This is a genomic window from Chelativorans alearensis, from assembly GCF_010993735.1.
Lineage (GTDB): Bacteria > Pseudomonadota > Alphaproteobacteria > Rhizobiales > Rhizobiaceae > Chelativorans > Chelativorans alearense.
On the sequence record NZ_WQNI01000010.1, the window covers coordinates 160,594 to 184,882 of the forward strand.

20 protein-coding genes are annotated in these 24,289 nt (G+C 61.1%); 13 read left to right on the plus strand and 7 right to left on the minus strand.

Features of this window, described 5'->3' with window-relative positions; genetic code table 11:
- Positions 1–4: 4 nt before the first annotated feature.
- Together GPJ75_RS16715 and GPJ75_RS16720 are read left to right on the plus strand one after the other, a co-directional pair.
- The gene (locus GPJ75_RS16715; protein WP_246249096.1) at positions 5–1,459 is read left to right on the plus strand and encodes an MmgE/PrpD family protein; all 1,455 of its coding nucleotides are present in this window, start codon (positions 5–7) and stop codon (positions 1,457–1,459) included.
- Positions 1,456–2,469 carry an amidohydrolase family protein gene (locus GPJ75_RS16720; RefSeq protein ID WP_163269469.1) on the plus strand — a complete coding sequence of 338 codons (1,014 nt, stop codon included), beginning with the start codon at positions 1,456–1,458 and terminating at the stop codon, positions 2,467–2,469. The genes GPJ75_RS16715 and GPJ75_RS16720 overlap by 4 nt, the downstream gene beginning before the upstream one ends.
- Before the next feature lie 3 nt (positions 2,470–2,472).
- Here the strand turns inward: GPJ75_RS16720 and GPJ75_RS16725 are convergent, their stop codons facing one another.
- Both GPJ75_RS16725 and GPJ75_RS16730 read right to left on the minus strand, forming a co-directional pair.
- Positions 2,473–3,444: a D-2-hydroxyacid dehydrogenase family protein gene (locus GPJ75_RS16725; protein ID WP_163269470.1), complete on the minus strand. Its 972-nt coding sequence runs from the start codon at positions 3,442–3,444 to the stop codon at positions 2,473–2,475.
- Positions 3,441–4,538 carry an AbrB family transcriptional regulator gene (locus tag GPJ75_RS16730; RefSeq protein WP_163269471.1) on the minus strand — a complete coding sequence of 366 codons (1,098 nt, stop codon included), beginning with the start codon at positions 4,536–4,538 and terminating at the stop codon, positions 3,441–3,443. The genes GPJ75_RS16725 and GPJ75_RS16730 overlap by 4 nt, the downstream gene beginning before the upstream one ends.
- 49 nt (positions 4,539–4,587) lie before the next feature.
- On the opposite strand from GPJ75_RS16730, the gene GPJ75_RS16735 reads away from it, so the two are divergent.
- The 11 genes from GPJ75_RS16735 to GPJ75_RS16785 all read left to right on the plus strand — a co-directional run bounded on the left by GPJ75_RS16735 (position 4,588) and on the right by GPJ75_RS16785 (position 18,015).
- Positions 4,588–5,289 carry a GntR family transcriptional regulator gene (locus GPJ75_RS16735; RefSeq protein ID WP_163269472.1) on the plus strand — a complete coding sequence of 234 codons (702 nt, stop codon included), beginning with the start codon at positions 4,588–4,590 and terminating at the stop codon, positions 5,287–5,289.
- Between the two features lie 42 nt (positions 5,290–5,331).
- Entirely contained in the window at positions 5,332–6,204 is an 873-nt protein-coding gene (locus GPJ75_RS16740) for an NAD(P)-dependent oxidoreductase (protein WP_163269473.1), read from the plus strand.
- A gap of 79 nt (positions 6,205–6,283) precedes the next feature.
- Complete coding sequence (locus GPJ75_RS16745; RefSeq protein WP_163269474.1) at positions 6,284–7,210, plus strand: LysR substrate-binding domain-containing protein; 927 nt, start codon at positions 6,284–6,286, stop codon at positions 7,208–7,210.
- Between the two features lie 145 nt (positions 7,211–7,355).
- Complete coding sequence (locus tag GPJ75_RS16750; protein ID WP_163269475.1) at positions 7,356–8,525, plus strand: FAD-dependent monooxygenase; 1,170 nt, start codon at positions 7,356–7,358, stop codon at positions 8,523–8,525.
- 46 nt (positions 8,526–8,571) lie between these two features.
- On the plus strand, positions 8,572–9,390 hold the full coding sequence (locus GPJ75_RS16755) for an alpha/beta fold hydrolase (protein ID WP_163269476.1): 819 nt from the start codon (positions 8,572–8,574) through the stop codon (positions 9,388–9,390).
- A gap of 262 nt (positions 9,391–9,652) precedes the next feature.
- Positions 9,653–10,627, plus strand: a complete 975-nt coding sequence (locus tag GPJ75_RS16760; RefSeq protein WP_163269477.1) for a Bug family tripartite tricarboxylate transporter substrate binding protein — start codon at positions 9,653–9,655, stop codon at positions 10,625–10,627.
- 40 nt (positions 10,628–10,667) lie between these two features.
- Positions 10,668–11,105 (plus strand): tripartite tricarboxylate transporter TctB family protein, encoded by a 438-nt coding sequence (locus GPJ75_RS16765; protein WP_163269478.1) that lies wholly within the window; start codon positions 10,668–10,670, stop codon positions 11,103–11,105.
- On the plus strand, positions 11,096–12,610 hold the full coding sequence (locus tag GPJ75_RS16770) for a tripartite tricarboxylate transporter permease (protein WP_163269479.1): 1,515 nt from the start codon (positions 11,096–11,098) through the stop codon (positions 12,608–12,610). Before GPJ75_RS16765 ends, GPJ75_RS16770 begins: the two co-directional genes overlap by 10 nt.
- Positions 12,611–12,942: 332 nt before the next feature.
- The gene (locus tag GPJ75_RS16775; RefSeq protein ID WP_246249097.1) at positions 12,943–14,541 is read left to right on the plus strand and encodes a carboxylesterase/lipase family protein; all 1,599 of its coding nucleotides are present in this window, start codon (positions 12,943–12,945) and stop codon (positions 14,539–14,541) included.
- A 160-nt stretch (positions 14,542–14,701) separates the two neighbouring features.
- Positions 14,702–16,375 carry a carboxylesterase/lipase family protein gene (locus GPJ75_RS16780; protein WP_163269481.1) on the plus strand — a complete coding sequence of 558 codons (1,674 nt, stop codon included), beginning with the start codon at positions 14,702–14,704 and terminating at the stop codon, positions 16,373–16,375.
- Positions 16,376–16,440: 65 nt separating this feature from the next.
- A complete protein-coding gene (locus tag GPJ75_RS16785) occupies positions 16,441–18,015 on the plus strand; it encodes a carboxylesterase/lipase family protein (protein WP_163269482.1) in 1,575 nt (524 codons plus the stop codon).
- A 19-nt stretch (positions 18,016–18,034) separates the two neighbouring features.
- Here GPJ75_RS16785 and GPJ75_RS16790 read toward each other — a convergent pair whose 3' ends face one another.
- Genes GPJ75_RS16790 through GPJ75_RS16810 form a run of 5 tightly spaced genes read right to left on the minus strand, consistent with a single transcriptional unit; the run spans position 18,035 to position 24,287 of the window.
- Entirely contained in the window at positions 18,035–19,315 is a 1,281-nt protein-coding gene (locus GPJ75_RS16790) for a LysR family transcriptional regulator (protein ID WP_163269483.1), read from the minus strand.
- Between the two features lie 57 nt (positions 19,316–19,372).
- Positions 19,373–21,004 carry a carboxylesterase/lipase family protein gene (locus GPJ75_RS16795; protein ID WP_343036253.1) on the minus strand — a complete coding sequence of 544 codons (1,632 nt, stop codon included), beginning with the start codon at positions 21,002–21,004 and terminating at the stop codon, positions 19,373–19,375.
- Positions 20,956–22,206 (minus strand): LVIVD repeat-containing protein, encoded by a 1,251-nt coding sequence (locus GPJ75_RS16800; RefSeq protein ID WP_163269485.1) that lies wholly within the window; start codon positions 22,204–22,206, stop codon positions 20,956–20,958. Before GPJ75_RS16800 ends, GPJ75_RS16795 begins: the two co-directional genes overlap by 49 nt.
- 6 nt (positions 22,207–22,212) lie before the next feature.
- Positions 22,213–23,754: a tripartite tricarboxylate transporter permease gene (locus tag GPJ75_RS16805; protein WP_163269486.1), complete on the minus strand. Its 1,542-nt coding sequence runs from the start codon at positions 23,752–23,754 to the stop codon at positions 22,213–22,215.
- A complete protein-coding gene (locus GPJ75_RS16810) occupies positions 23,754–24,287 on the minus strand; it encodes a tripartite tricarboxylate transporter TctB family protein (RefSeq protein ID WP_163269487.1) in 534 nt (177 codons plus the stop codon). Before GPJ75_RS16810 ends, GPJ75_RS16805 begins: the two co-directional genes overlap by 1 nt.
- Positions 24,288–24,289 lie beyond the last annotated feature (2 nt).

Consider the following 24,289-nt stretch of genomic DNA (forward strand, 5'->3'; position numbering starts at 1 on the left):
ACCGGTGTCTGCCCAGAACAACGTCTATGCTGAAATGCCGGGGAATACGCACATCACGGAGGATGCCGCCCGCTTCATTGAAACGGTAACTTTCCACGACATTCCCGAGGAAGCGATCCGCATCGGCAAGCGCTGCATGATCGATGCCTTCGGGCTCTACGTCGCCGGGTCGGAAGAACAGTCGGTCCGGATACTTGCCGACGAGGCGCGGGAATTCGGCGGGCGCGAGGATGCCCGACTTCTCGGCGACGCGCGAAGGGTTCCCGCGCCCATGGCCGCACGGGTTCTCGGAACCGCGGGCCACGCCCATGACTGGGACGACAGCCAGGTGAGCCACGATCCCGCTCACATCTATGGGCTTTTGACCCATCCTACGATCCCGCCGCTTACAGCAGCGCTGGTCATGGCGCAGAAGATGAAGCCCGTTTCGGGCCGCGACTTCATGCTGGCCTTCCTCACTGGGTTCGAGGTCGAGTGCAAGATATCCGAATGGATGCTGCCGAGACACTACATGCAGGGAATGCATTCCAGCGGCACCGTGGGCCATTTTGGCGCCTACGCGGCGGCGGCCAAGCTGTTGGGGCTGACTGGGGATAAGCTGCGCGCTGGCCTGGGGATCGCGGCGAGTTTCGCCGCCGGCATCCGCTGCAACTTCGGCACCATGACGAAACCGCTTCACGTCGGCCGCGCGGCCGAAAATGGTGTGACCGCCGCGCTGCTGGCGGCGCGAGGCTACACCGCGGATCCGGAGGCGCTCGATGGTCCATGGGGTTTCATGGCCGTGCAGGGCGGCGGCGTCAGCCCCAAGAAGCTCTCGCAGGGCTTCGGCAAGACTTGGACCATCGTGGAGCCGGGCGTATCGATCAAACCCTATCCCTGTGGCGTGCTGACCCATCCGACAATCGACCTGATGCTGCGGCTGGTGACGGAGGCCGACCTCGCCCCTGAGGATATCGAAGCCGTGATCGTCCATGCCGGGACCAACATCCTGAAGCCCATCCGCTACCCCATCGCGAAAAACCACCTGCAAGCCAAATTCTCGCTTCCCGCCGCGCTCGCGATGATCGCCCTGGAGCGGAAAGCGGGAAAACGCGAGTTCTCCGATGCATTCGTCGGCAGCGCGGCGATGCAGGACATGCAGCGCCGCATCTCCACCGAGTTCGATCCGGAAATCGAGGCCAAGGGTTTCGACAAGATGCGCTCGCGCATCACGGTCCGCATGAAATCGGGCGGCGAGGTAGCAGGCTGGGCCGACGAGCGTTACCGTGGCGGACCGGAGAACCCGCTAACAGACGAGGAAGTCGAGGCCAAGCTGCGCTCCTGCTGCGAAGGCGTGCTTGACGAGATGGGTCAGGACAAGCTGATCGCGCGGACCTGGGCCGTGCTCGACATGGACGACGCCGGCGCGATCGCCGACCTGCTCCAAGCCTGGTCAACCAGCCCCGGGGAGAGAGCATGATTATCGATTGTCATGGACACTACACCACCGCGCCAGGCCAGCTTGTCGCCTGGCGCAACGCTCAGATCGATGCGAAAGGGGACCGGTCGCGCATGGCTGAGCCCGATGGACCGGTGATCTCCGACGACGAGATACGCGAAAGCCTGCTCCGGGCGCAAATCCGCACCCAGCGGGAAAGGAGCATCGACCTCACGCTCTTTTCTCCACGCGCGGCGGCCATGGGGCAGCACATCGGCGATGAAGCTATGTCGCAGCAGTGGAGCCGGATCTGCAACGACCTGATCCGACGGGTCTGCGACCTCTTTCCGGATCATTTCGCGCCGGTCTGCCAACTGCCCCAGTCGCCCGGCTGCAAGCCGGAAGGCGTCGTGCCGGAACTGCTTCGCTGCGTGGAGGAGATGGAGTTCGTCGGGTGCAATCTGAACCCTGACCCCGCAGGCGGCTATTGGACCGACCCGCCGATGACCGACCCGTGGTGGTTCCCACTTTACGAAGTGCTGGAGGATCTCGACGTGCCCGCCATGATCCACGTCAGCGGGTCCTGCAACCCGAATTTCCAGTATAGCGGCGCGCACTACATCAACGCCGACACCTCGGTTTTCATGCAGATCCTCGACAGCGATCTGTTCGATCGCTTTCCTCGGCTGAAGTTCATCATCCCGCACGGTGGTGGGGCGGTGCCTTTCCACTGGGGGCGCTACCGCGGCCTCGCGATGGACCGCGGCCGCAAGGAGCCGGCTCAGATGATGGGGCAGAACATGTTCTTCGATACGTGCGTCTACCACCAGCCGGGCATCGACCTGATGACCGAGATCGTGCCGGTGGAAAACGTGCTCTTCGCTTCTGAAACATATGGGGCCGTGCGGGCGGTCGATCCGGAAACCGGCCACCAGTTCGATGACACGAAACGCTATATCGAGGCGAGCCCGCACCTTACCGATGCGGACCGCGCGAAGATCTTCGAAGGCAACGCCCGGCGGGTCTTCACCCGGCTGAAACTGCCTGCCTGACCTTCAGCTCAGCGCTTCGGGGTTGATCAGGTTGATCGGCGCGCCTTTGCAAAAGGCGTCCACCTGCCGATAGATGTCGCTGAACTGCATATCGAGTTCGTCCTGCGTGACGAACCCGATATGCGGTGTGGGGATGATCCTGGGATGAGCGATCTGCGGGTCTTTGGGGTCTGTTAGCGGTTCACCGCGGAATACATCGACAGCGGCGCGGCCCGGCCGTCCCGCATCGAGAGCGGCGACCAGCGCGCCATTCTCCACCAGACCCGCTCGCGCCGTATTGATGAAAAGCGCGTCGGGCCGCATCCGGGCGAGGTCGGCGCGCGTCACGATCCCGCGTGTTTCCGGGGTCAGCCGCAGGTGGACCGATACGATGTCCGGCTCGGCGAAGAAGGCCTCCCGGCTATTGGCCACGGTCTCGCCATCCGTGCTTGCGCGAGCACGACCGTCCTCGGACGCCCACCACACGACCTCCATTCCGAACGAGCGGGCAAAGCCCGCCACGGCGCGCGCGATCCGTCCGTACCCATATAGCCCCAGGGTCCGACCGCGCAGGCTGCGCCCGACACCCGCCTGCCAGTGGCCGGCGCGAACGGAGGCGATCTGCTCCGGCAGGTTCCGCATTGCCGCGAGCATCAGGGCAAAGGTCAGTTCCGCCGCGCCGAAGGAGAAGCTGCCCGAATGCAGGTTGGTGCAAAAGGCGATTCCGCGTTTGGTCAGCGCTGGCACATCGACATGCGGATAAGTGCCCCGCATTGACACGAGCCGCAGGTTCGGGAGCTTTTCGACAAGGCTTTCGGTGATCGCTGTCCGGTCGCGAAACAGCACTAAGGCCTCCGCGTCATCGAGGCGGGGGGCCAGCGTCTCCTCGTCAGGGGCGCGGTCTGTCCAGACCGTTACATCGTGGTCGGAGAGCATGCCGAAACTGGGGAGATGGCGCAATGTGTCATGATAGTCGTCAAGGATATGAACCTTCATTTGCCGCCTCCCGGTTCAGTGGCTGTTCTTTTTGACAGTCCGATCATTGCGCCTACCAAGGGCGCGCCGGCGATAATCAGAATCACGCGCAGCAGATGATGGACCACGACAAAGCCAAGATCCGCCCCGGCAACGATGGCCAACACCGTCATTTCGGCCTGGCCGCCCGGCGCGAAGGCGAGAAAGCCGTCCAGCGGATTGGCAAAGCCCAGATGCACCACGATCCCGGTTACGATGAGTGCCAGAACGGCCAGGATCACGACATAGAAGGCGCCCGCAAGCACATCGCGGCGGATTTCATATAATGTAATCCCAACATAGCCAACCCCAACCCCAACGCCGATGAAGAACTGCGCGGCCTGAATCGCCAGGGCTGGCGGCCGCGCGTGAATCAGTCCGGTCAGCGACAGTACGCCGGCGAGGATAAGAGGCCCTATGATCGTCGCACCGAAAAGCCCGATCCGCTCGCCGCCCTTCCAGCCGATAATTGCTGCGGCCGCCATGAGCGCCAATTCGACGATGGGAATGTCCGCGACCGGGGCCCCCGTCGGCCTGGTCAACGGAACATTGAACCACATAGAGATGACTATAGGCGCGATCGTCACGATCAACAGGATCCGGGTCGCGTGAATGAGCGAGAGTGCTCGCAGGTTCGCGCCGGCCTCCTGTCCAAAAACGAGCATGTCCTGCAACCCGCCCGGCATTGCGGAATAGTAGGAGGTGGCGAAATCGTATTTCAGCAGGCGGTGAAAATAGGGGACGCCAACCGCGCCCATCACCGCGACATAGAGTGGGACAAATGCGATGGAGCCCAACATCTGCGGCAGACGGACCATGAGTTCGGGCGTTAAGGACGCTCCGACAGCCACGCCCAGCACCGTCCGCGCCAATTTGGATGCAACCGGCAGGCTCGCAAGCGGCAGGCGCACCAATGCCGCAAGGAGGCAGGCTGTCATGGTGCCGAAAAGAAAGGGCAGGGGGAGTTCAAACACCCAGAAAAGCGCCGCGCCGGCTGCGGCGATCGCCAGTGTCAACAACCGGTGAACGTGGCTTGCTCGCGAAGTGCTCTGGGAAATGTCCGGTTCTTGACGCATTGTATCCTCATGTATACTTCTGAATTCAAATGGGATGCAAGCGGTAACGATGAGCCCAGCCGACGGAAAAACGGGAGAAGGCGAGAAGCTGCAGGGACAAGGCGCCTACGCGCAGCTTCTCGGGGATATTCGCAGCGGGCGCCTTCTTCCGGGCGCTCGACTCCGTGAGATCGAAATCGCAACGCGGCTCGGCATTAGTCGCACACCGGTGCGAGAGGCTATCCGCCGGTTGGAGGCCGATGGGCTGGTCTCCTACCTGCCGCGTATTGGCGCCGTGGTGCGGCAGCTCAGCTACCCCGAGGTCATGGAGCTTTATGAAATGCGCTGGGTGCTCGAAGGCACGGCGGCACGACTGGCCGCCCGTAGCGCCTCCGGGGTGGAAATCGAGGAATTGGCCGAGATCAACGCGGAGATGATCCGCGAAGGGCAGACACCGCAGGAATTGGTCACGCTCAATCGCCAGTTCCACAACACCCTGATTGCTGCGGCCCGCAACCGCTATCTGGTTCGGTCGGTTCGCGCGATCGAAACGACGCTGCTGATCCTTGGTCCCACAACCATGGAGGACCCGGCTCGCGTCAGCGCAGCGGTCGAAGAGCACCAAGCTGTAGTCAATGCGCTGCGTGGCAGGGACGAGGCTGCCGCCGAGGCAATGATGCGCGCCCACATTGAAAGCGCGCAGCGCACCAGGTTGCGGCAACTCAGGAGCCACGGGCAATTGATGGAGGGCGAGGGGCCCGACCAGGCATGATAACCGCGCCACGCCTCGCGCTCAGGAAACGAGGAGGACAAGATGAGGATCGCATTTATCGGTTTTGGCGAGGCTGCCCGCGCGTTTTGCGATACGCTGCGGTCTGCGGGTCACGCCGTGGACTTTTCCGCCTATGACATCGTCGACGCCGCCGAGATGCAGGAGGCAATGACCATGCGCGACGTTCGCCCCGCAAGCTCGGTGGGGGACGCTGTCAGCGATGCCGACTGGATCATCAGTGCGGTGACTGCTGACCAGAGCCTTGCGGCTGCCGTCTCGGTCGCGCCTTATCTCGTGCAAGGGCAAGTCTTCATCGACATCAATTCAGTTTCGCCAGATCGCAAAGCCGAGACAGCGGAACGGATCGAGGCGCAGAGCGCGTCCTATCTCGACATGGCCGTCATGGCGCCGGTCCATCCCGAGGGCCATGCCACGCCCACGCTGATCGCCGGCACACGTGCCGCCACGATGGAGCCGGAACTGTCTGGTCTTGGCTTTGCCTTTGATATCGTCGGCGACCGGGCCGGGCAGGCCACGGCCGTGAAGATGGTGCGTTCACTCTTCGTCAAAGGACTGGAGGCCATCACCGTCGAATGTGCGCTCGCGGCCGCCGCGTCCGGTGTCTACGACAGGGTCATCGGTTCATTGGAACGCAGCTATCCACAGTTCGACTGGACAGAGCATATCGCCTACGTATGCGAACGGACCTTGAACCACGGCAAGCGCCGGGCAGCGGAAATGCGCGAAAGCGCCGCTACTTTGGATTCACTCGGCCTGCGCGGGGGGCTGGCGCGAGAGATCGCCGAGATTCAGGACAGGATGGGTGCGCTGCCAGCCACTCGCCTGCCCGAGGCAGACATCCGCGCCGCGCTGCGCGACACGGCCGCCGCGCGAGGGGCCAGGCTCAAAAGCTGAAGGAGGGCTGTCTTTTCGCGACTGGCGCCTGACGTGGACAGAATTGCTTGGTTGGGCGTGGCATTGCAGGGAGGCAATCATGGAACTGCGCCATCTGAGATATTTTGTTGCAGTCGCCGAAGAAGGCAGCATTACGCGCGCGGCGGAGCGTCTTGGAATTCAGCAACCGCCGCTTGGTCAACAATTGAAGGCCTTGGAGGCCGAGCTTGGCGTTCAGCTCTTTGATCGGGCACCCAAGCGTATTGCCCTCAATGCTGCCGGTCGGGTTTTCCTTGATGAGGCACGGGCGATCCTCTCCCGGACACAGGAGGCGGTGGACCACATTCGCCGCTTCAACATGGGCGAGAGCGGAACGTTGTCAGTGGGCTTCACCAGTTCCGCTTCGTTGCATGCATTGACTCCGAGGCTGTTGGGCGCATTCCGGCAACTCTTCCCCCTGGTGCAGATTGCGGTTGAGGAGAGCGAGACTTATGAGTTGGTTCTCGCCTTGCAGAACGGCAGGATCGATGTCGCCTTTTTGCATGTTGCAACAGATGATTTCAAAAATCTGACGAGCCAGTCCCTCGGGCAGGAAGGAATGATCGTTGCGATGCCCATCGGTCATCCTCTGGCGCGATCGGGCGAAGGTCCGCTCGATATCCGGGCGTTGGCAGGCGAGAGGATTGTCGTCTACCGGCGGCCTGATGGTCCCGGGATATTTGACGGCATCCTGAAATGTCTCGACCAGGCGGAGATCCGCATTTCCATTTCGGATCAGGTCAGTCGGATGATCGCGGCGATCAACCTCGTCTCTGCCGGGCGCGGATTGACAATTGTTCCCGCCTCGATGGGAATCCTGCATCGCGCTTCGGTCCACTATCGTCCCTTGATAGGCGATGTCATTCCGCCCCTGCCACTCTATATCGCCTTTCGCACGAATGAGCGGCTCGCCGTGGTAAGGAAATTTGTCGAGGTCACCTCCGACATGACCAAGGATGCAGCGGGCAGGAAAATGTCCGCCGAATGAGGGCCGGTCGTCTCAGGAAAGATTTCGGCTCGCCCAAACCGTAATTGAAACCTATAAAGTTCTAACATAGTATATTATAAATATTTTACATACATATTCAGCCCAACTACCTTCCAGGGATAAATCGTCAAACTCTGGGGATTCGATGAGCAAGAAGAAGCTATCCATCGCAGTAGTTGGTGCCGGCATGGGAGGGCTGGCGGTCGCCGCCACGCTTCGTCAGGTTGGCGTCGAGGTGAACGTCTACGAACAGGCCGAGCAGTTCCTGCGTGTCGGAGCCGGCATCCAGATGCTGCCTAACTCATCGCGTGTTTTGCGCGGGATCGGGGTCGAGGAGCGGCTCCGCAAAGTATCTTTCGAGCCTTATTCCCATTTGAACAGGGTTTGGGATACGGGCGAGATCAAGCGCGAGCTGCCGATGCCCGAAAATCTTTACGGGGCGCCCTTCCTCTGCACGCACCGCGCTGACCTGCATGAGGCGCTTTATTCCGTCCTGCCACCAGAGATAGTGCATCTGGGCAAGAAGCTCGTCGGGCTGGACACGGTAGGTGATGGCGTCGAGCTCGGCTTCGCCGATGGCACGAAAGTTCGTGCCGATGCCGTGATCGGGGCGGATGGAGTCCATTCGCTCGTGCGCGACATCATCGTCGGTCCCGACGCGCCCTTGCACAAGGGGCGCATCGCCTATCGCGCTGTTTTGGAGGCCAGCCTGATGAACGGCGAGATCGCACCATCGCGCACGAAATGGTGGGGCCCAGACCGGCATATCGTTATCTACTACACCACACCGAACCGCAGCCATCTCTATTTTGTCACAAGCGTACCGGAAGACGCAAAATGGATGACCAAGGAATCCTGGTCGGCCAAAGGGGATGTCGAAGAGCTGCGCGCCGCTTATGCAGGATTCCATCCAGAAGTGCAGATGGTGCTAAATGCCTGCCCCGATTGCCACAAATGGGCCATTCTGGAGCGTGAACCCTTGCCGCATTGGAGCGACGGTCGTGTGGTGCTGCTGGGTGATGCCTGTCATCCGATGACCCCCTATATGGCCCAGGGGGCAGCAACCTCGATAGAGGACGCGGCAATCCTCGCCCGCTGCATTTCCGCGGTTGAAGGTGACGATATAGAGCGCGCCTTCCGCAATTATGAGGCAAATCGCAAGCCCCGCACATCGCGAATCCAGGCCATTTCGAGTGCGAATACCTGGATGTCCGGCGGCAATGACGATCCGACCTGGCTCTATGGCTACGATGCCTGGAACGTGCCGCTGGTCGACGCTTCCGAAGCAACAATGGCAGAAGTGGCAAGTGTATGAGACGAGTAGGCGCACGAGCCCGCTTCGCAAAGCCGGGAGGTGAACAGTGAATGCAGAAATCACAACGGCAAACCTGCGTGACGGTGCGAAGGTTACCTACCGCCGCTGGGGCGCTGGCAATTCAGGTGGGCGAATTCTGCTCGTTCATCCATTGGCACTGGACGGTAGCCTTTGGAAGCCGGTGGCGGCGCGGCTGGCGGCGGCGCGGATGGATATCATCGCGCCGGATTGCCGCGGACATGGCCGGTCCGAGCGGAGCCCTGGCCCTTACAGCGTCGAGCAATTCGCCGACGATCTGACCGATCTCATGGATCATGCCGGCTGGGCCAACGCCATAGTAGCCGGGTGCTCCATGGGGGGCTGCGTGGCGCAGGCCTTTGCCGGGGCCTATCCGCAGCGATTGCAAGGCCTGGTCCTCGTTGACACGACCAGCTGGTATGGGCCGAACGCCCAAGCCTCATGGGCCAAGCGCGCCACAAAGGCACGGACGGAAGGGCTGGCTTCGATGAGCGGCTTTCAGACAACACGCTGGTTCAGCGAGGCTTATCGAGCCGACCATCCCAAACGCGTGGCTGAGGTGGTCGACATCTTCATTGCCAATAAGCTGGAGTGCTATGCCGCGTCTTGTGCCATGCTCGGAGCGGCCGATCTTCGATCGGTCCTTTCCAGGATCAGGGTACCAGTCCAGGTCGTCGTCGGCGAAGATGACTACGCCACCCCGGTTGCAGCTTCGGAGTATCTGGCGCGGGAAATTCCCGGCGCGAGGTTGATCATTCTGCCGCATGCTCGGCATCTGACCTTGGTGGAGCGGCCGGACAACATCGCTGCGGCGATTGCGGAGGTGACTGAAGCGAGCGTTTCATAGAGCGAAAAGGCTTTCGGCCGAACTGGGTGGGGACTGCAGTACAGGTGAGGAGATGATGGCTTTGACCGAAGGGCACAGTTTGCCCTGACCCATTCTCCGGTCATCGGGGCCATCAGGGCTATAGGGGTGGGTATCCGCAGCCGGTGTTCCAGACCGGCGGATCCGAACAAAACAAAGCCGTGCCCTTTTGAACGCTCGTCCAAATCCTGGAGGCCAAGTTCGCGCAAAGTTCAGTGTCATGAATACGAAAAGGGAGGAAAACATGTTCAAAAAGCAAATTATCCGGCTTGCGAGAATTGCCGTTGCCATGGGGGCCATGATTGGCGGTCCTGCCGCCGCACAGGAATATCCTGTAAAGCCCATCCAGATGATCGTGCCATTTGGCCAGGGCGGTGCAACTGATCAGGTTGCGCGATTGATGGCCGCGCCGCTTGAAGAAGCGCTTGGTCAACCGGTTGTCATCATAAACCAACCCGGCGCCGGCGGCGCGATCGGCCTGTCAAATCTTACCAAGGCACGACCCGACGGCTATACGGTTGCGATCGGCTCGGACTCGACTCTTGGCGCACGACCTTTGATGTCTGAAACCGGGTATGATGCCGACAGCTTCACGATGATCGCGCGGCTCGTCCAGATCCCTTCCGGGGTGGCCGTGCGCGCGGACAGCCCCTATGAGACGCTGAATGATCTCGTCCAGGCCCTCAAGACCGGGCGCCTCGCCTATTCGGGCTCGGGCGTTGCCTCCGGACCGCACCTTGCAATGGCGGTCTTCCTCGCACAGCAAAGGGTACAGGCGACATTCGTCAACTCCGACTCCAACCAGGACGGTTTGGTCAAGCTGCTCTCTGGTGAGGTCGATTTCCTGACAGGTGGCGGGTCGAACTTTCCTGCGCTCTTTGGCGAGGATGGTCAAAGTGACATCCGCGTCCTTGGCCTTGCCGCCGAGGAGCGCTGGCCCTTTATGCCGGACGTGCCGACCTATCGCGAGCAAGGCTTCGATTATGTGAATTCGCAGTGGTTCGGCCTAGTGGCCCCTGCGGGTGCTCCGCAGGAGATCGTTGATGAGCTCTCCAGCAAGATCAAGGCTATGGTCGAAACCCCCGAGTTCTCGCAGCGGCTCGAAGGGTTCTTTTTCAACGCCGCCTATCTCGGCCCAACGGAGATGGACGCGCTGGTGAAGGAAGACATGCAGAATGTGCGTCCCGTCCTTGCGGAGATTGGGCTGTTAAAAAACTGACCCCGTTCCCGCACGCTGCTCGCGTCTCAAAGAGGCCGTCATGAATATACTGCATAAGGATACCGTTTCGGGGGCTGCCCTTCTCGCGCTTGCAGCGCTGGTGGTGTCCATGTCGCTTGACATGGGCACCGGTGCGGGAGGCGAGACTCTGACGCCGAGTTTCGTGCCGCTAATCTGTGCCGCGGGCCTCGTGGTCAGCGGCGCGTTCCTCTTGCTGCGCGGGTTGCGCGCGGAAGGGGGGATGCCCGCCATATTGGACCGCCGAATCGCGATAGTGATGATCGCCTTGGTCTTCTACCTCTGGTTCTTTCACGCGATCGATGTCCGCTTCGGCGTCTGGGCTTTCACCCTCGCCACCATGCTCGCCTTCGGCATACGTGCCCCGCTGATGCTGATCCTCTATCCGGTCGCGCTCTCAGCTATCCTGTATCTGTCCTTCAGCTGGGGTTTTAGGGTGGTACTTCCGACATGGATCTGATTGCGTTTTCCGATATCCTGCAGGGCGCGGTGCAGGTCGCCAATCCTTGGATTGTCTTCTTCTTGATCGTCGGCGTGGTCATCGGGATGATATTTGGGGCAGCGCCCGGGCTGACCGCACCGGCCGCCATCGCACTGTTCCTGCCAGTGACCTATGCTATGGGGCCGACTTCCTCAATGGCGCTCTTGATGGGCATCTACTGCGCAGGTTATTTCGCGGGCTCAATCCCCGCGATCCTCATCAATACGCCTGGTGCGCCAAGTTCAGCGGCCACCGCGTTGGATGGCTTCGCCATGGCCCGTGCCGGCGAGGGAGACAGGGCGCTCTCGACGGCCATATGGGGATCGCTCATCGGTGGTCTGTTCTCGCTCCTCCTGCTGATGACGATCGCACCGCTATTGGCGCGGTTCGCCCTGACGTTTACCTCGGTTGAATATTTTTCCTTCGCGCTCATAGGAATTGTCTGTGTTGCGGGGATATCGCGGGGTTCCTTAACCAAGGGATTTGCTGCGGCGCTTTTCGGTATTCTCGTCAGCACGGTCGGGATCGATCCAGTGAGCGGCGTCGGGCGCTTCATGTTCGGCGAGCCGAACCTGATGGGCGGCATCCCACAGACCACCGCGCTGATCGGCCTGTTTGCAATCTCGCAAATGTTGCTACTTTCCAAAAAGGACACTCAGGATCAAATTGTGCTTCCGACGCAGAAAGCCGCGTCTCAGTTGGCGGTGCTCCGTGATCTGTGGCGGTACCGCTGGGTGACCTTCAAATCCGCCGTAATCGGCAGCCTGATCGGCGTACTGCCCGGGACCGGACCGGCCATCGCCTCATGGATCAGCTATAGCGATGCGCTGCGTGCCGCAAAGCCTGATGACAAATTCGGGCAGGGTGAGGTCAAAGGGGTGATCGCTTGCGAGGTCTCGAACAACGCAGTCACCGGTGGGGCCATGGTCCCCCTGCTTACGCTCGGTATTCCTGGCGATCCGGTGACAGCGATCCTGATTGGCGCTCTCATGATCCAGGGGGTTCACGTCGGGCCTTTTCTTATTCAGCAAAACGGCTCTCTTTTTGTCTCTATCCTACTGCTCCTTTTTCTATCGAATATACTCATGGTCGCGGTCGGGCTGAGCGCCCGGAAGGTCGCGGCGAAGGTTCTGCAGATTCCTCCGGGTATTCTTGTCCCAACAATCTGCATGATGGCGGCGATTGGCGTCTTTTCGATCAGCAACAATGCCTTTGACGTGCGGCTGGTGCTGATCTTCGGTTTGATCGGCTACCTGATGGTGCGTCTGGAGTTTCCCACCGCGCCTGCCGTGCTGGGAATCGTGCTGGGGCCGATTCTTGAGAAGAACCTGCGCAACGCCCTGACGGTCAGCGACATGGATTTTTCCGTCTTCATCACCCGGCCCGTCAGTGCGGCTGCTTTGATCGCGACCGCTTGCCTGCTCTATGTTTGGCTAGGGCCGCGCAAACGATCTGAGGTACACCCGCAACCTGAAAAGCTTTGATGAATTACGCATCTTTTGACCTGCTGCCGGTTTTTCGGACATGCAATTAAGCTAGCATAGCTTGCTCCTTGCGGGCTGTCCGATCGGTTTCCAGCGGAAAGCAAGGCGGCTTTTTGATAGCGCTTACTGCAAACTCGATAACCCTCAAAGTTTACGGCCAACTATCCTCCTGTAATCCGCAGGTACTCTCGTGCCAGCGGAAGCCGGGTTTTCGACTTTCCTCAGGCCCGGCCATTTCGAAGTGACAGTTGGAGGAGGAGGAACGAATGTCCAACTCGAGACGGCTCACGCTGTCGGGCCTTGCGCGGTCCGCAGGCCTGGCCGCAATTCCCATGATGGCGATGATCGGCGCGACGTTCATGCCAGCGGTCGGAACTCAGGCATCGGAATATGTCACAGCCACGGACCGCGCGCTGGTTGCTACGGACTCCGGCAAGCTGCTGGGTGCCGAGCGCAACGACGTCTTGCAGTATCTTGGCGTGCAGTACGCCACTGCCGAGCGGTTCATGGTGCCGCAAAAGGTGGAGTCCTGGGAAGGTATCCGCCCGGCCGTGACCTATGGCAACAACTGTCTCATTCCGCCGATGAGCGAGGTCGCCAACGATGAACTTTTCAATCCGCATCGTTATCTTCCTATGAGCGAGAACTGCCAGTTCCTCAACATCTGGACACCTGGGGTGAACGACGGAGGCAATCGGCCCGTGATGGTCTGGCTGCACGGCGGCGGCTTCACTAATGGATCGGCGATCGAGCAGGTGGCCTATGACGGCGAAAATCTTGCAAGAAAGGGAGATGTCGTCGTCGTAACGCTGAACCACCGGCTGAACATTCTGGGCTTTCTCGATCTTTCGGCATACGGGCCGGACTATGCAGATACGCCCAATCTAGGCCTGATGGACATCGTGGCTGCCCTTGAATGGGTGCGTGACAATATCGAGGCGTTTGGCGGCGATCCGGACAACGTCACGATCTTCGGGCAGTCCGGCGGCGGCGGCAAGGTGCGTGCGCTGATGCGCATGCCGGCGGCGGACGGCCTGTTCCACAAGGCTATCGTCCAGAGCGGCGCCACCAATGCGGTAGGCATGCCGAAGGAAGCGGCGAGCCGTGTGGCCGAACTCACGCTTGGGAATCTGGGCCTAACCGCGGAGACGGCTGACAAGATTCGCGAGGTTTCATACGAAGACCTGCTCGCTGCGGGGAGCCAGGCTTTCGAGACGCTGTCACAGGAAGGTACTTTTCCCGGCGTCACAGGTTGGCGGGCCGTCATCGACGGTGCCCAGGTCCTGCAGGACGAGAACGGCGGCGACGGCTGGGTCGACCAGGGGCGCGACATCCCACTTCTGATCGGCAACGTGCTGAACGAAAGCGAGACGGTCATCCGTAACAAACCCGCCGACCTTCTGGCGGACAACAAGAACCAATGGGCCGAGGAATATGCCCGGGAGAAGCTGACCGAGCGATTTGGCGACAAGGCTGATGCTGTGACGGAGGCCTTCTTAGCCGCATACCCGGACAAGAAGCTGGCCGATGCCTACTTTGTCGATCTGCGCTCGCGCCCAGGCACCCTGCGCAACGCCAAGATGAAGGCGGAACAGGGCGGCGCACCGGTCTACACCTACATGTTCAGCTGGGAATCTCCGGTGCTGGAGGGGATAGGCATGGCCTGGCATTGCGCGGAAATCCCGCATGTCTTCGCGAACGCTGAACTCGTCAATACGGCCACCGGCGGGGGACCGGATGCAATTGCCATGTCCGAGCGGGTGAGCAATGCCTGGATCGCCTTCGCCCGTACGGGCAACCCCAACCATGGGGGCCTGCCCGAGTGGCCTGCCTACACGGTCGAGGACGGAGCGACGATGATCTTCGACAATGAGAGCGAGGTCCGCTTCCATCACGATACCCCGCTGCTCGAAGCCGCGGGCGTGATCTGATCCTGTCTTCCAACCAAGCAACGAAGTGTGCCGGCGGCATTACGCCGGCGCACTGAACGAGGAACAGCCGAAATTTGCTGGCCGGACATCGTCTTGGTCGGTGGAGGAGCGGCCCAGCCTTTCCGCCCGATGGGGTGGGATATCAAAGGAGGAGGAGAAAATGGTAACTAGCAAGGCATCGACCTGCCGGTCATTGGCGTGGAGTCTGTTGGCCGGCTGTCTGCTTTTGAGCACTGCCGTACCAGCCGCTCTTGCTGACCCGGTTGATGTGGTCGAGATCGCTGGCGGCAAAGTGAAGGGCGTCGAAACGGATGTGCCGGGCATCCAACTCTTCAAGGGCATTCCCTTCGCCGCCCAAACATCCGGGGCGAACCGCTGGAAGCCTCCGCAACCCGTCGAGCCCTGGGAAGGGGTCACGGTTGCAGACAGATGGCCCGATCAGGTGGTTCAGGACATCAACCTCAATCCGGTTGGAAAGTTCTGGGGCGACGAGTTCTATTACGATCGTGAGTTCCTACCCCCGGCCAGCGAAGACAGTCTGAAGCTCAATCTCTATACCCCCGCCGCAAGCACAGACGACAACCTGCCCGTCTATGTCTGGATTCACGGCGGTGGCAACGATCACGGCTATGCCTCGGAAATCGAATTCTGGGCATCGAAACTGGCCGAAAAGGGGGTCATCGTTGTTCAGACGCAATACCGCGTTGGTCCGCTTGGTTTCCTTGCGCTTGACGAACTGAGCAAGGAAAGCCCGAACGGCGCGTCCGGTAACTACGCCCTGCTCGACCTCGTTGCGACACTTCAATGGGTGCAAGACAACATCCAAGGCTTCGGCGGCGACCCGAACCGCGTGACGATAGGAGGCCAGTCGGCGGGCGGGCGAAACAGCATCACCTTGCTCAAGAGCCCGCTGGCGAAGGGACTGTTCCACCGTGCCGTCATTCAAAGCGGCTTCGGTGGCATTCTGCCTTTGGACTTCAAGACGCTGGAACAGGCAGAAGCCGACAACGCCGCGGCGCTGGAGGAGATATTCGGGAAGCCGATGAGCCTTGGGGATCTCCGAGCGTTACCGACAACCGAGTTTACTCAGAAGATGGTGGGAGATGATATCCTCTACAAAGCACTCGACCGGGCGATCGGTGAATACATCATCGACGGCTACTCGCTGACGCAGGAGTCGATCGACCTGCTGCGTCCGGGCGCGCTCGACGGCATCGATATCATGATCGGCGGAACTTCCGACGAACGCACCTCGCAACGAGGCGGTCCGGACCGCACCTTCACGGACGACGAATTCGATGCTGCGATGACGAAGATTTACGGCAACGACGCCTACGCGGAGATATATGAGCCGTCTGATCCGCGGGAGGCATATCGGATGTCGCTCAGGGCCGACACCGACTTCGAGTTCCAGAAGGCGCTCATTTCAGCCCAGTACGCGAAGGCACACAACGACAGCAATGTCTTCGCCTACTATTTCAACCAGGTGCCGCCTGGCCGGGACTCCGAATTCTACGGCGCATACCACTCGGCGGACCTGTGGTACTTCTTCAACTCACTGCGGGAGTGGCCCGGTCAGCGGCACTGGACCGACGCGGATTACCGTATGGCCGACACCATCTCGTCCTATCTGGCGAACTTCATCAAGACAGGCGATCCGAACGGCGAAAACCTGCCGGAGTGGCCCCAGCCGATGGATGGGCCGGCCTTCATGCGGTTCGCCGACGGCTATGCCCAAGCCGTGGAATCAACGCCGTATCCGAGCCGTGATGCTCTGAACCGCAAAGCAGTGTTCGACCGGTTCGAGGTAAGCGAAGGCGACCTTTCCCAGTAAATACGGCGCATTGTGAGGATGAGGGTTCAACGCCCTCGTCCTCCAAGCCTGCAAGGAGAAGACATATGAGTTTTCGACCGACCCTATACCAGCTCAGTCGGCAACTGGGTTTCGCTGTCGCGGCAGGCCTGTTGGCCGCCACGCCAGCGGGTGCTCAGACGGTGACCGCGCCCGCCGGCGACATCCATGGGACCAGCAGCGGCGAACTTCATGTCTACCAGGGTATTCCATATGCCGAGGCTCCCGTAGGCGATCTCCGTTGGGGCCCTCCGCAGCCGAAAGCTCCGTTCACCGAGCCATTCGAGGCGACGGGTTCGGGCAATGAATGCGTGCAGTTTGCGACCTTCTGGCGTCCGGACCGTCCTGCAAGTTGGACCGAGGACTGCCTGTCGCTCACCGTTTATGTGCCGGCCGATCGGGGAGACAGTCTGCCGGTCTTCGTCGGTTTCCACGGAGGAGGCTCCGTCAACGGCTCCAAGACCGACTGGGATCCGCGCGAGCTGGCGCAGGCCGGATCTGTAGTCGTTACGGCGAACTATCGCCTGGGGGCGATGGGGTACCTGGCGCTCGAATCGTTGAATGCCGAATCGAAGGACGGCCTGAGCAGCGGCAATTACGGCGATCTGGACAAGGTTCAGGTGCTGCGCTGGGTCAAGGAGAATATCTCGGCTTTCAGAGGGAATCCTGACTGCGTGACCATAGCGGGCCAATCGGCCGGCGCGCGCGGTGTGTGTTTCCTTCTCGCCTCGCCCGAGGCAGCAGGCTTGTTCCACGGCGCGGTGATGGAGAGTGGGCGCGAATGCCCGAGCACCTCAAACGCGGACCAGGTCGAGGCGGGCAGCAAATTTGTCGAGTCGATCGGCTGCGCGGATGCCGAGAACACACTCGCTTGCCTTCGCTCCAAGTCGCCAGCCGAGGTGTTGAACGCGCAGGCGGATTCGGGGCTTGGTTTCCCGACGACCCATGGCGGTTATGCGTTACCGAAGCCGCCGCTGGAAGCTTTCCGGTCAGGCGAATTCAACCGCGTCCCCGTCATCATCGGCAACACCCGCAACGAGACGCGCGTCTTCATCTATGAGGGCAACGACCTGCAGAAGCAGCCGGTTACGCGCGCGAAGTATGAATCGACGGTGCGGGAGCGCATGGGCGACAAGGCCGAAGTCGTTCTTGCGGCGTATAAGGAGGCGGAGGAAACCGCCCCTGGCATGGCGCTGGGCGATTTCGACACGGATCAGCGATATATCTGCGGCACTCACAAGGCGATTGACGCCCTGGGCAAATGGACACCGACCTATGCCTACGAGTTCGCTGATGAGACCGCGCCGATCCGCTCCTATGCAAGCGTGCCATCGTCCTTCGATCTTGGTGTTCCGCACAGTGCCGAGCTGCCTTATCTTTGGGGTGAGGACACGGTCCCGAACGGGCTTACCACTGAGCAGCGGAAACTGGCCGAACTGATGCGTGCTTCTTGGATCGGCCTAACGAATCCTCAGGGCATGGCCGTATCCGGCCAGGCCGTATGGCCGGTCTATACGCCGGACAGCCGGCAACGCATTGTCTTTTCCGCAGGTGGCGAGACCAGCATTGTCCCCGAGGACCAGTACCTCGCGGATCATAACTGCGATCTCTTCGTCAGGTAAAAAACGAGCTGCGGCCTTTTTACAACGGTCGCAGCTCCGGCAACGGAGAGCTGATTTCGTGGAACTTGGCCGCGCGGCGTCTCAGGCGCGCGGCGAGTTCGGAATGAAGCGGGGGCGGACGAAAACTCTGCCGTCGATAGAGATAGATCGAGCGCGCAGCAATCGGCAGCGGATAGGGCAGGACGGAAAGATACTCGTCCTGACCGTTCGAGACGATGTCGTGCCACGAAGAGATCATCAGCCGGTCGCTGGAACGAAGGATGGCGAAGGACGTCATCGCCGACTGGGTCTCGATCACCGAATGGCTTGGAAGGCTGACACCTTCGAAGATCCGCTCGCAGGCTCGGCGCAGCGGAGTACCTTCGATCGGCAGCAGCCAATCGTGCCTCAGGAGGTCGGCGATCGTAACCTTGTCCACGCGGGTCAACGGATGGCCAGCCCGGCATGCGATGGCATAATTTGCGCTGAACAGCTCGTCTCCCACAATGCCATGCGCTGCCATGTCGTCGCGCTTTGCACAAATCAGGTAGTCGAGCTCACCATTGCAGAGCTTCGCGAAAGCCACATCGAAGGAGTCGTCAACAAGTCGGACACGGACCGTGGGGCGATGCGACAGGTAGCATGACAGTGTCTTGGGGATCAGTGCCGTGCGCGCCAGGCCAAGGCAGCCCAGGGCGATGGTGCTGACATGGCTCTCGTCCAATGAAGCCAACTCGTCGACGGCATAGTCGAGCTCCTTGGCCGCAAGGCTGAGGCCCATGGCAAATGCCTCTCCGGTTCGGTTCAGGACAAGGCGCTCCGCGTTCCGCACGAGCAGATCGCATCCCAGGCACCGGCCCACTTCACGCAACCGCCGCAACAGAGAGGCCTGAGAAATTCCAAGCTTTTGCGCTGCCGCATCGACGTCGCCGAGGCGGGCAAATGCTGCGACGGCAAGGATGTGGAGCCAAGAGATAGAAGCGACTATACGACCTAGATCCGCCTCGGCGCGTTTCCCGAGCGGGCGGAGCGCCGCAACCACTGTATCGTTGAGAAGCTCGAAAAAAGCCACCATGCGGGCATGGACGACTTCCCCTTCCGGCGTCAGGCGGCTGCCGCGCGCATCACGCTCCATCAATCGGACGCGGAACATCTCCTCGACCTGGCGCAACGCATAGGTCATGGTCGATTGCGACATGTGGACTTCGTCGCCCGCCTGATTCAGGCTGCCCAACCGGCCGGCTGCCTCGAAGGCGCGGAAATGCCGGATGCTGATATGTTTTGTGCGCTCGAGAACCGATAGCGTCACCGGCGGAACCAACCCCGAATTTCTTCCTGGATAAGCATCATAGCATATCGGAAGGAATTCCAATCGGTCTCAGGCAGGACCGGCCAAATTCCGCTCGTCTTGGTCCGAACCGAAATCCAGGGTGCAATCAGTGTCGAGGATCATCGTCTCGCATCCGGCCGCGGAAACGGGCAGCCATTCGGGCAGGCCGGAGTGGTTCGGATCGCCGCTGCGGGCAAATCCAATCCATGCGTCCGCGACGCGGGCTGCCAGCCCGATCGCCTCCGGGCTGCCGGTGGTCCACTCGACACAGCGGTGGGCGTTGGCGAAGACAAAGGGCAATTCTGCATTGTGGAATACACCCGGCCGTCCACCGAGTGCCGGCGTGCGCCAGCGGAACCAGTAGAGATAGGCAGGCGCCTGGCCTTGGCATGCCTTGCGTCGGGCCTGGATGACCGCACATTCCCGAACGGTAGCGCCATAGGCGCGGGATCGAAGCTCGAACGGCGTAATGTCGGGATACTTGGAGCGGAACAGAGCTAGCACAGCAGGGCCTTGCTCGCCGAAGGTGCGGGAAAACTCTTCTGCCACGGCACGATCAGTAAGTCCTTCGGGATCGGGAACGCCGATCCCGCTTGAGAACTCGTGAAGCGTCGTGCCGACAAGCAGCGGCACCTCCGCGCTGAACTCGGGCGCCTCGGGATCGAATGCATGACCAGGAAGGTTGATGCCGTCGACCACGGGCTCCCACCGGACACGGCGGTTTCGGCGGGCCGGGTTCTCAGGAATCGCGACACGCTGCATCACTGTCATTCCGAAGCGCATCAAGCGCTCCGACTGCATTTCCAGCAACCGTCGTTCGGCATCTACCCCACCGATTTCGGCACGAATGGCCGCGCGGACACGGTCCGCCTGCTCGGCCCCGCACTGACGCAGCGCGATATTACTCTGGACGATTGCGCGGTGGAACAGGCCGCGTGCTGCGGGCATTCCCATCAGCGTCGTTACCTTCGCGCCGCCGCCGGACTGCCCGAAGATCGTCACGCAGCCCGGATCGCCGCCGAACGCCTCGATATTGTCGCGAACCCATTCAAGCGCCAGGACGATGTCGAGCATCCCGGCATTGCCCGTGCTGGCGTAATTTTCTCCCAAGGGGAGGGCCGGCATGTAGCCAAAGATATTGAGCCGGTGATTGACGCTGACGACGATCACCTCGCCGCGTCGGCTGAGTTCCTCTCCATGGGTCGCCGGGAGTTCCCCACTCGAGCCGAAAGAGAAATGGCCGCCGTGAAGCCAGACCATAACCGGAAGCCGGGCTTTGCGGTCGAGTGTCGGCGTCCAGATGTTGAGGTTGAGACAGTCCTCGCTCTGCACGCCATCACGCCATTGCAGAAGGAAGCCTTCCTCCTGGTACGCGCGAGTCATATTCTCGGGCCCGGCACGGGGCGGTTGCGGGGATACGGGCCCGAACGTCAGGCAGGGCCGCGCACCAACCCAGGACGCCGGCGGCCGTGGAGGGAGAAACCTGTTTACGCCTCCAGTATCGGCGCCATAGGGGATTCCGAGGAAGGTATAGACATCCTCGGCAATGAATCCCGATACGCGGCCCGACCGTGTCTCGGCCTCGGCTACGCCGGGGCCGGAAAAAATGCGCCTCTGGGTTGCCACCGTTCTCACCCGCCCTCGAATTGAAGAATGTCGAGGCCGCGATTGCGGTCGCACAAATAAACGATGCCCGAAGCGTCGGCGCAAACGTCGTTGCTCATCGGTGCCGGATAGCCGTCCGGCGGCTGTGGAAGAAAGTGGCCGGTTTCACGCGGGTGCGCCGGTTTCGACGTGTCGACGGCGCGCAGCCCCCCGCTGAACCAGGTCACGAACAGCGTGTCGCTGTGCATGGTTTCGTTGTACTGATGCGCGCCGAAGGTAAGGCCGGAAAGGGCATGGGGGCTCGCGCGCTCCTGAAGATGAAACACCGAGATCGGCCGTATGTCCGCCGGGTCCTCCACATCGAGGAACCACAGTCCCGCATGGGGTTCTCCGGGGGCAAAATCATGTTCTTCGTCAACCGCCACCGCGACCTGGCGTCCATTGTGCCGTGCCCGGATCGGCATAACGGTGTGCGTGGGAGACGGAAAGGGCGGATGGTAATTGTAACTCCCTAGTGTCCGCGGGCGCGTGATGTCGGAGCAGTCGATCACATACACGCCGGCCTTCATGCAGGCGGCCCAGAGCCGATTCCCGGATCGCAACGCGTGGTGCAAGCGGTGGCCGTATCCTTGCCAGGAAGGCGTCTCGCCGCCCGCGACGTGCTGGCCCGGCATCCACCATCGGCTGACCTCCTTCGGCCGGGACGGATCGGCAAGATCGTAGATGACGAGGATGTTGCCGATATATCCTTCCATTTCGGTTGAGAGGTAAAGATATCTCTCGTCCACATCGAAGCGGTGGGCACCGAACCCATGCGTGCGTATATACGCGATCTCGCGTGGACGTGCCTTGTCCGAGATGTCGTAGATTTTGCAGCCGCCGAGATCGTAGGGCCGGGATGTGTAGAAGCGTGCGCTGGCGACTATCTTAGCGGGCAGCCCGGTGCGCACTGCGATCTCGGCGTCCGTCGCATTCGGATCAGCTTCGATCGCCGTGCCCGCCTGCCGCGTCTGGTGGCGGGCAGCCTGTTCGACGTTGACGAACATTAGATCACCGATCACCCGCACCTTGTGGGTGTGTGACAGATCATCGGGCAGCATGATCGTGTGGACAAGTTTCGGCCGCCTTGGATCCCGGACATCGATGATGCTGGTCCCGTGCGGAGCATTCATGTGGCCGACAAAAGCGTAGCCGTTCCCAACCGTCACCTGCCCGCCGCCCGGGATATCCAGCCTGGCCAAATGCTTGAAGTTCTTAGATTGTGTTTGGTTTGGCATGATAGCTCAATAGGGATTGATAGTTTCCTTGGCGGCAGGCCCGTCGCGAAGTGCCCGCCGCATCTTCCGCCCCTTCCACCACTGCAGCGCGAGGGACAGCGCAAGCAGCCCCCACAGCGTGTTGCCTATGGACGATGAGAACAGAATTTGGAGATCGCCCTGACCCAACCGGAGCGAGCGCAGGAGGTATTGCTCGAAAAGCGGTCCCAGGAGGACGCCGATCAGTACGGCAATGACATTGTAGCCGGTGCGGCGGCAGATGTAGCCGATGACGCCGAAGACGAGCGCGACATAAATGTCGAAGACGTAGCCCCGGTTGGCGAGGGAGGCGACGACGGTCAGCGACAGGATCAGCGGAACGAGCACGCGCGTCGGTACGAGAACGATGGTGCCCACATAGCGCGCGAGCGGCAGCACAAGGAAGACCATCACGATGTAGGCCGCGAGCATCGAAAAGAAGATGCCGTAGGCCGTTTCGGGACGGTCCGTGAAAAGGCGCGGGCCCAGAAGGACCCCGTTGTACTGGAGCACCACAGCCATGACCGCAGCGGTCGTGCCGCCGGGCACACCGATCGCGAGCAACGGGACCAGCGTCCCCGAGGTCACGCCGTTATTCGAGCTTTCGGCCGCGATCAGGCCCGTCGGGCTGCCGCGGCCGAAACTTTGCGGATCGCTTGAGAACAGACGCGCCTGCGCGTAGGCGACGAACGAGGCGATCGAGGCTCCAGCGCCCGGAACGATGCCGATCAAGAGGCCGATGAAGGAGGTCCACGCCAGAATCCACCATTGCCGGATACATTGACGAATTCCCTCGAATGTCCCGGTCCACCCCGAAACCTTCTGACGAGCCTCCTGCGAACTCAAGGCAACCGACTCCCGCTCGAACATCACCATAGCTTCGGAGATGGCGAGGAGGCCGATAAGCGCAGGGACCAGCGGCACGCCCTCGTACAACTCGATGAACCCGAACGTGGCACGGGGTGTGCCGTAGATGAAGTCCGTTCCGACCACTCCCATAAGCAGGCCGAAGAAGCCGGCGATCAGCCCCTTCACGAGGTCGTCGGTGGCGATCATTGCGATCAGGCAAAGGCCAAAGACCATGATCACAACCATGTCTACGCTGTGCAGGTAAAGGCCCATCCTGGAGAGAAGGGGCAGAAACGCGATGGCCAGGATGGTGGTGAAGAGGCCGCCGACAACCGAGGCGAATGCCGAGATCGCGAGAGCCTCTTGTGAGCGTCCCTGCTTCGTCATGGCGAAGCCGTCCAGGCAGGTTGCCGCGTGTCCTCCCGTGCCGGGCATGTTGATCAAAATTGCCGGAATGCCGGCACCCATATGCGATGCGCAGTAGACCGAGACCATGAATGCCATGGAGGTGTCGATATCCATGACCAAGGTGAGGGGCAGCAGGATAAGCAGTGTGTTTTGGGCGCTGAACCCCGGAATGGCGCCGACGAGAATGCCCAGGACAACTGCAGGAATGATGATCCAAAGGTGGGTGAAGGATGCAATAAACAGCGTCCCGTAGTTCTCCCAGCCTGACAACATCACATGCCTCCGCCAGTCAGCAGAGGTGCAAGCATGTTTTCAACCGGGCCGTAGGGCATTCTCTTGTCGAGGACTGCGATAAACAGAATGTAGACCAGCGCAGACGTACCGGCTGGAAGAAGCGCCAGGACGGCGGGGCTGCGAACGTCGAGAATCCGGAGGCTGGCAAGCAGAGCCAGGAATAGCGACAGGGTGACGCCGAGCCACCCGATCAGCACCGCGAAACCGGTAAACACAGCGAAGAGGAGGAGGCGCTGCCGCTGATCAGGCGACCAGGCGATGATAGTCCCGAGGCGCATCGAAGCCTTTCCCTCGGCGACCGCAATCACCGTGGAGGCGATCTTGAGCACGATAAGGCCCAGAAGGGGAACGCCGATGAGAATCCCGTTGATGCGGGCTTCCCACTTCAGGCCCCACGTGTCCCAAAAGAAATAGAGCGCGAAAAGCCCCGCAAAGATAGGGATCAGCAGATCGGCACCCGACGCCTGTCTCCGGGCGCTGGGGCTCGTCTCGCGCGATTGACGGTTATCCATAT

What these genes read in the sequence shown, in the direction of transcription:
- GPJ75_RS16745 (WP_163269474.1), top strand. Translation starts at nt 6,284, where the DNA reads ATGGAACTGCGCCATCTGAGATATTTTGTTGCAGTCGCCGAAGAAGGC.
- GPJ75_RS16800 (WP_163269485.1), bottom strand. Translation starts at nt 22,206, where the DNA reads ATGCCAAACCAAACACAATCTAAGAACTTCAAGCATTTGGCCAGGCTG.
- GPJ75_RS16735 (WP_163269472.1), top strand. Translation starts at nt 4,588, where the DNA reads ATGAGCCCAGCCGACGGAAAAACGGGAGAAGGCGAGAAGCTGCAGGGA.
- GPJ75_RS16770 (WP_163269479.1), top strand. Translation starts at nt 11,096, where the DNA reads ATGGATCTGATTGCGTTTTCCGATATCCTGCAGGGCGCGGTGCAGGTC.
- GPJ75_RS16720 (WP_163269469.1), top strand. Translation starts at nt 1,456, where the DNA reads ATGATTATCGATTGTCATGGACACTACACCACCGCGCCAGGCCAGCTT.
- GPJ75_RS16810 (WP_163269487.1), bottom strand. Translation starts at nt 24,287, where the DNA reads ATGGATAACCGTCAATCGCGCGAGACGAGCCCCAGCGCCCGGAGACAG.
- GPJ75_RS16765 (WP_163269478.1), top strand. Translation starts at nt 10,668, where the DNA reads ATGAATATACTGCATAAGGATACCGTTTCGGGGGCTGCCCTTCTCGCG.
- GPJ75_RS16760 (WP_163269477.1), top strand. Translation starts at nt 9,653, where the DNA reads ATGTTCAAAAAGCAAATTATCCGGCTTGCGAGAATTGCCGTTGCCATG.
- GPJ75_RS16785 (WP_163269482.1), top strand. Translation starts at nt 16,441, where the DNA reads ATGAGTTTTCGACCGACCCTATACCAGCTCAGTCGGCAACTGGGTTTC.
- GPJ75_RS16730 (WP_163269471.1), bottom strand. Translation starts at nt 4,538, where the DNA reads ATGCGTCAAGAACCGGACATTTCCCAGAGCACTTCGCGAGCAAGCCAC.
- GPJ75_RS16725 (WP_163269470.1), bottom strand. Translation starts at nt 3,444, where the DNA reads ATGAAGGTTCATATCCTTGACGACTATCATGACACATTGCGCCATCTC.
- GPJ75_RS16805 (WP_163269486.1), bottom strand. Translation starts at nt 23,754, where the DNA reads ATGTTGTCAGGCTGGGAGAACTACGGGACGCTGTTTATTGCATCCTTC.
- GPJ75_RS16780 (WP_163269481.1), top strand. Translation starts at nt 14,702, where the DNA reads ATGGTAACTAGCAAGGCATCGACCTGCCGGTCATTGGCGTGGAGTCTG.
- GPJ75_RS16750 (WP_163269475.1), top strand. Translation starts at nt 7,356, where the DNA reads ATGAGCAAGAAGAAGCTATCCATCGCAGTAGTTGGTGCCGGCATGGGA.
- GPJ75_RS16775 (WP_246249097.1), top strand. Translation starts at nt 12,943, where the DNA reads ATGATGGCGATGATCGGCGCGACGTTCATGCCAGCGGTCGGAACTCAG.
- GPJ75_RS16740 (WP_163269473.1), top strand. Translation starts at nt 5,332, where the DNA reads ATGAGGATCGCATTTATCGGTTTTGGCGAGGCTGCCCGCGCGTTTTGC.